General features: G+C 68.0%; 2 protein-coding genes and 4 pseudogenes. 3 read left to right on the top strand and 3 right to left on the bottom strand.

From position 1 onward, the window contains the following. A partial coding sequence (locus ACIGXE_RS37315) for a hypothetical protein (protein ID WP_399754612.1) occupies window positions 1–426 on the top strand: 426 nt, incomplete at its 5' end. A gap of 250 nt (window positions 427–676) precedes the next feature. On the opposite strand, the pseudogene ACIGXE_RS37320 reads toward ACIGXE_RS37315, so the two are convergent. Then, window positions 677–1,370, bottom strand: a pseudogene (locus ACIGXE_RS37320) (transposase family protein). A 124-nt stretch (window positions 1,371–1,494) separates the two neighbouring features. Between ACIGXE_RS37320 and ACIGXE_RS37325 the strand changes: the two are divergent. Further along, a pseudogene (locus ACIGXE_RS37325) lies at window positions 1,495–1,848 on the top strand (transposase); the annotation flags it as partial. A gap of 1 nt (window position 1,849) precedes the next feature. Here ACIGXE_RS37325 and ACIGXE_RS37330 read toward each other — a convergent pair. Continuing rightward, window positions 1,850–3,086 (bottom strand): annotated as a pseudogene (locus ACIGXE_RS37330) (IS110 family transposase). A 412-nt stretch (window positions 3,087–3,498) separates the two neighbouring features. Between ACIGXE_RS37330 and ACIGXE_RS37335 the strand changes: the two are divergent. Next, a pseudogene (locus ACIGXE_RS37335) lies at window positions 3,499–3,615 on the top strand (transposase); the annotation flags it as partial. A 63-nt stretch (window positions 3,616–3,678) separates the two neighbouring features. Here the strand turns inward: ACIGXE_RS37335 and ACIGXE_RS37340 are convergent. Then, the gene (locus ACIGXE_RS37340; protein WP_399754613.1) at window positions 3,679–6,201 is read right to left on the bottom strand and encodes a Helicase associated domain protein; all 2,523 of its coding nucleotides are present in this window, start codon (window positions 6,199–6,201) and stop codon (window positions 3,679–3,681) included. Window positions 6,202–6,862: the final 661 nt, after the last annotated feature.

The following is a 6,862-nucleotide window of genomic DNA, read 5'->3' on the forward strand; positions in this document are numbered from 1 at the left end:
AGATTATGGAAAGTGATTCCCTTGAGAAAAATCGCAGCAATCACAGGAACCCTTACTGCAGCGGCGGCGCTGATCAGCATGAGCGCCGGCAGCGCATCCGCACATTACGGGGGTACCATCATACCAGTAGGCGAGCCTGTATGTTCTACTCAGGTAACCACGCCCGGTCACGGAGTTTCCGACTGTACCAGTTACTATAGAATTAGCGTGTATGCGGATTCGGTCGCCGAGGGGAAACCGATGGTATCTTTATGGGCGTCCGACACGGTGGCGGATCTCTACGAAAATGCGAATGGCGTGACAGGGAAGGAGATCCTAGGAATGAACTGTACCAGTAAAGTAATTTCCTCTAATATTAACAATGACCCCTATTGGAATTATTCGGTAACCTATAATTACAAATTTGTCTGCTCGGTTTGGTGGTGAGCTGTAAGTGCGTTTGATCAACAGTCTACTTTCCCACCGCTTTGCGTGACCGCGAACAATGGCCGAGGCGCTTGGCTCGGACGCGGCGCTGTCGAAGTCGACCGTGTCGAACATCTGACGCCTGGCGTGAGCGGGACTTGTCCGGCGTCACGCTGGACTACCTGTTCATCGACGCGTCGCACTTCCGCATGCACCCGAACGCTCCCGCCGAGCCGGTGCTCGCGGCGTGGGGCATCGACACTGAGCTTGTTCAGCGGTGGATCGCGAGGGTGAGGATGGTTTTGATGATTGACGTCATCCGGTTCGGGCGGGAACGGGCTTTGCGGAGGATCCGCAGGTCTTGACCGACGCGATGGCTTCCTCGACGGGCCACTGAGCCGCGAGGGCGCCCGGTTGACGCACTTCTGTTTGACCGTGAGGTCCATGCCTGGCCGTCGCTGATGGGGAACGCGACGGCATCCCCTGCACCCTGGTAGCCGCGGTCGGCCAGGACGGGGATGCCCAGGCGGATGCACGTGGCGGGAATCCGGTGCCGGCGGGCCGCGGTCAGGTCGTGCGTCCGGACGGGCAGAGCCGGCGAGATCCACACGGGCGTGCCGTCCGGAGCGGTGACGACCCGCGGGGTGCCGGCGGTGCTTTCCCGAGTAATCCGCTCGGCCTTCACCGGACCGGTTGCACTCGGCGAGTGTCCCGTCCAGCAGCATGTAGCGGGCACCGGCTGACTGACCTCAAAGCCGCGGTCAGACCGGGCGCGAGCCCAGCCAGGTGGTCCACCACGGCGTGAAGTGGGCATGGGCAGTGCCCAGGCTGATACCGAAGCCGGCCGCGAGCTGAGCTTCCCCCGGTGTTCGGGAGGTGTTGATCAGTTGGTCAGTTGGGGTTGATGGGTGTTCAGGTTCGCTCGTTCGGTGGCTGCCTGTTCGGTGTAGTGCTTCTCCTCGTATTCGATGGGGCTGAGGTAGCCGAGTCGTTTCTGGATGGGGACTGTAAGAAAATTCGGTGTATCCGACTCATGGAAGATGTGCCTGTGACCAGTGAAAGTTAGGGACCGAGGCCGGCTCGGCCGCGGTGGACGACCGGTTCGTGGAGGAGCTCGTGGCCCGGGCCCAGGCCGAAGGTCTGCAGCTGACGGGTGAGGGCGGGCTGCTCCAGCAGCTCACCGAGCGGCTGCTGGAGTCCGCGCTCGAGGGCGAGATGAGCGATCACCTCGGCTATGACCGGCATGATCCGGCCGGGAAGAATGGTGGGAACTCCCGCAACGGCAAGCGGTCCAAGACGGTTGTCACCGATGTGGGTCCCGTGACCGTGGAGGTGCCGCGGGACCGGGCCGGCGGGTTCGAGCCGCGGATTGTCCGCAGGCACCAGCGGCGGCTGACCGGGGTGGACGAGACATCTCATGTCGCTGACGGGTCAAGTTCGGGGCTCATGCAGCCAGTGCGAAGTGGCCGGTGAAGGCTCGCTCGGGGTCGTAGAGGGCGCGGTTTTGCAGGCAGTGGTAGAGGCCATCCGAGGAGTTTGTTGAAGAGGTTCCGCAGGGCTGCGGTATGCCGTTCGCCGCTGTCTCGGCGGCGGTCGTAGTGAGCCTGTGGATCCTGGGACCGGAGAGCGGCGAACGCCCACATGTAGCCGATGGCGGCCAGCCTGCGGTTCTTGACTGTGCGGGCGACTACGACGTGGCTGCGGCCAGAGGCGCGGGTCACCGGTGCGGCGCCGGCGTAGGCCTTGACGGCCTTGGCGTCGGCGAACCGGGTGCGGTCGTCACCGAGCTCGGCCAGTACCCGGGCGCCGGACAGGACGGACAGCCCCGGAAAACTGGTGATGATCTTCGCGTCTGGATGGGACAGGAAGGCCTCCTCAGCAGCCTGAGCAAGGTTGTCGCAGCTCTGGCAGGCGGCATCGAGCTGCTGCAGGAGGGCCGCAGTCTGACGGCCCATGGCCTGCTCGACCATCGGCAGCTGCCGCAACTGCTCGGAGCGGAACACCTCTCGCAGGCGCTCGACTTCTTGGTCGACCGACCGGCGAAGGCGGCCGGCTCGGTTGAGCAGGGAACGCAGCTGGCTTCGGGTGAGTTTCGCAGCGGCCGCCGGGGTCGAGGCCGCGGTGAGGACCGTGCGGGCGTGGGCGGAGTCGAGGCCGAGATTGCCGGTGCCGTGGAAGGCTGCCAAGGCAGCGGGGTAGTACTCGCGCAGGTGGGAGCGGAGCCGGTTGACGAGCTGGCCCTTGTCCCACACGGCGTCCTGGTGGGCGCGGGCGAGGACGGCGACAGCCTGGCCGAGCTCGCTGTCGGCGGGCAGCGGCCGGTGCGTGCGGATGTCGGTCCGCAGGATGTTGGCCAAGACCCGGGCGTCGGCGGCGTCCGACTTCGCCCGGGAGACGCTGGCGCGGTCCCGATAGCGGGCGGCCGTCAGCGGGTTGATCGCGTAGACCTTCCGACCGGTGGCCCGCAGGCAAGCAACCAGGAGACCGCGGGGTGTCTCTATGGCGACCGGGACCGGGTCCCCGGGACTGTCGCCGTGGCGGGCCAGCAGTTCCAGCGGCGCGTGGAAGCCCGCGCTGTCGTCGCTGATCCGCAGCTTGGCCAGCTGGTCGCCGTCCTGGTCGACGAGCGCTATGTCGTGGTGGTTCTCGGCCCAGTCGATCCCGCAGAACACTCGGCTCAACGTTGCTCTCCTTCATTCAATGGAGCAGGTTTGCGCAGGTCAGCTCCGTGCGGAGCACGCGGCGCTCTAATAGAAGTGCTCCAGGCACGCCATCTCATGAGCCGTTCGTGTCTCCAGCGACCGGCAGGGACCTCGGTCTGCTGGTGAGCTCTCGGCTCGCGAACGTCTGAGAGGTCGGCCCCTGCCGGCGGGCTGAGGACATGAAACCTCTGCGACAAGCAGCGCCGGGCGAGGCCAGTCTCGTCTCGGGGATCGAGTCCCGGATGGTCCTTGGGCCTCCGCCCGGCGGCGGTTGTGGTGACGGGGCCGGTCTAGCCCTGGGGATCTGCGTCCCGGAACGGCGGTAGGCCTCCGTCACCTGTACCGATGGGCCCTTGTGCTCACGCATTCAGGCTCACCGACGAGCTATTAGATGGTCCTGTCGCTGTCCGCGAAGGGCCTGACCCACGGCGAGATCTCCGCGCACTTGGCCGAGGTTTACGGCGCCGACGTGTCGAAGCAGACGATCTCCACGATCACCGATCCCGTAACTCGGCGCGGGGGCCGATCCCGAAGTAGCGGCGGCTACCAGCCGTGGTGACGATGCCGCCCATCACGTCCATCGCATCCCGATGGCGGAGAGCAGCTTCATCCGCTCCGGGGGCAGGGTCGCGGCTCTGCTGCGTTGGTTGCTGACCCATGCCCCGAGCCGGAGCGCGCGCTCCTGCTGGTCCTCGCGGACGACGATGCGTTCGACGTGCTTGCGTGGCACCCGAAGGTGTCCCTCGCGTTCGTAGTACTGCTGGGCGGCCTGGTAGTTGATCGCCCATTTGTCGGCTTGTGTGCGGCGTGGGGGTGGCTTCTCGTCCTCGGTGGCGGGTGTGATGCCGAGGACCTGCTCGCACATCCACTGTTGCACGGTGGTGAGCTTGTCCCAGCCGAGCCGTTGCGCTCGTACCCACCGTCCGAGGTCTTCGCCCTGGTGCATCACCTGGCCGGGCTCGGTCGGCAGCGTGCCGCCGGCCTCCTCGAGGTGGAGCCGGGTGAGGTGGAAGGCGCGTTGCCATTCCACCGGCCAGGCCGGGCACCAGGACGGGTCGATGTCCTCCAGCTGCTCGCGCCGCTCCGGCGACAGGGCGCCGGACCAGGACTCCACCGGCAGCCCTTCGGCCTGGCGCTGTTCGAGCTCCTGGGCACGCCGGGCGGCGGCCCGCGCGTTCTTCAGCCAGATCCCCACCCGGTAACCCTGGAAGGTGGCGTCGAGCGGGGCCAGGAGATGCCCGTTCACCTCGGCCCACCCGCGCGCCGCCGCGAGACCTTCCTCCCACGCGACGTCGAAGTGCGACCACACCATGCCCAGCTTCTCCAGCTGCGCGACGCGGTCGGTGTCCATGTCCCCGCGAGCGTAGAAGCGCCGGTTGTCGGCGATCCACTGCCCGAGCGGGAAGCCTGCGAGCGAGGCCGGCCAGCCGACCCCTTCCGCCTCTTCGCCCTCCGGCACGCGGTAGGTGAACGGCACCTTCAGGTCGCCGTGCTCGCGCGCGAAGATGACGGCGGCCTCCACCCCGCGCCGCCAGTGCTCGTGCTCCGGGTTGAGGACCCGCAGGTTGATGAACGCCGCCAGCTGCGCCGGGTCGCGCGGCGTGGAGAACTTCAGCAGCTTCCGTGCGGGCTTCGACGGCCCGCCGGACCCGTTCCCCTCGCCCCGGCTCCCCTGGCCCTGCGCGGCCTTCGAGGCGGGCTTGTAGGCGCTGGGAGCCTGCTGCTCGGCGAGCTGCTCGACCACCCGGGCGTCGTGCGCCCTGAGCGCCTCCAGCAGCTTCGCCAATCCGCCGAACGCTCTGGAGGTGAGCATGTTGTCCGCTGTCTCGCCGGGCCCGAGGAGTACCGGCACCACGAGGGAGGCGACCTTGCCCTCACCGGGTTGCATCCGCAGCGCGCGGCCGACGGCCTGGACGAGGTCGGGCATCGAGCCGCGGACGTCGGCCCAGAAGACGGAGTCACACTCCCGGGTATCCACGCCCTCCCCGAGCACCTTCACCGAGCCCAGAAAGCCCTTCTCCACCACCGTGCCGTCCATGGCGATCCCGTCGGCGAACTCCCCGAGGACCCGGCGCCGGTGACCCGGCTTGTGGTCGCCGCACAGCCAGTCCGCCCAGATCGTGCGCGGGTACAGCTCGGGGTCCGCGGCGTGCAGCCGCGCGGCGACGTCGGGAAGGCCGGCCGCGAACGCCTCGGCCTCCTTCACCACGTGGTGGAAGATGAGCGTGCGGCGGAAGCCTTCCTCGGCCGACGCCTTGAGCAGGGCGGTCTGGAGGGCCGCGAGCCGGGCCCCGCGGACCTCGTCCGAACGGCCCTCGGCGCCCAGGAGCTGGGCGGCCTGGAGCCGGGTGTCGGTGATGTCCACGCACACCACCTGGTAGGGGGCGCAGATTCCCCGGTCGATCGCCTCCGACAAGGTCAGGGTGAAAGCCCTGCTGCCGAAGGGGCCCTCAAGGTCGTCCTCCATGCTCGCCACGAGTTCGCCCGGCGCGCCCTGGTCGGCGTCCTCGTCCAGCTGCCACAGCCGGGGCGTGGCGGTCATGTAGAGGCGGCGCAGGGACGGGATGCGGGTGTTGTCGTGGACGACCGCCCACGGCTTGCCCAACCGACCCGACGTCCGGTGCGCCTCATCGACCACGATCAGGTCCCAGCCCGGAAGGCCGGCCTGGTGCGCCCGCTCCAGGGTGCCGAGCCCGAGGGAGGCGTACGTGGCGAACACGGTGACTTTGTCGAAGGGCCGCACCCAGTCGACCACCTCGTCCACGTCCGTGGTGTTGGGGAAGAACACGTCCTCGCCCCCCAGGGATGAGACCCCGATCATCGGGCCCCTACGGCCTCCCTCGCGCCACGCGGCCTCGGTCTGAGTGAGCAGGTCCAACGAGGGGACGAGCACCAGCACACGGCCCGCACGGAGCTTCTCCGCGCTGCGGGCCGCGACCCGGGTCTTGCCGGACCCGGTCGCCATGATCACCTGAGTCCGCAGACCCCTCTCGGGCGCAAGCGATCTTGCAGGCAATTCAAGGGCACGGACAACCGCGTCAACGGCTTCCTGCTGCGCCGCCTCACGCTGATCGATTCGGCTTGTGGTCGACATATCCGTCTGCCTTCTCCTGGGCTGTCGTTTGGACCGGAAACAGGAAACCTGCACGCAGAGGCGTGCGATCGGCTACGGCGAATCTCACCGGAACCCAGTCACAGCCTCGTACCAGGAGCGGGGGATCGGGATCGAAAGCAGATCCATGCCCCTCAGTGGTGGTGCCGTCTGAGTCCAGAGTCTATCTCGTCCTTCAAAGTGAAGCACTCACGACCAAGAAAGCCCCTCGAACGTGCTGGATTCTATTAACTATTGCCTTATCGGCACCCCAGAAAGCGGCCTGACGACCGATCAATTCGCCCCCCCGGCCCCCGGGTTCAGCCCCTCACTCTCCCGACCACCTGTCACCCCCTCCCCTAGCTGCCGCTCGGGCCGCCAGGCCCGCAGGTGGGCCGCGCAGAGCGCGGCACGCCTGTTCGGTAGGGGAGCGGGGCGCGCCCGGGGTGGCTGGAGCGCAGCGGAAGCCACAGGTCGGCCGGAGGCCGACCCCGGCCCGCAACGCGGGCCGGATGCCCTGCCCTTGGCGGCGCGCGCGAAGCGCGCCGCCGCCCGGCGGTGAGCGCAGCGAGCCGCCTCCGCTCACGCCGCGCGGGTGCGGGCGGGGGGCGCCCCGCGCCCGCCCCCCAGCTTAGCCCGCCGCCCCCACGGGGATAGGAAAAAC

The organism is Streptomyces sp. NPDC053431 (genome assembly GCF_044544925.1).
Lineage (GTDB): Bacteria > Actinomycetota > Actinomycetes > Streptomycetales > Streptomycetaceae > Streptomyces.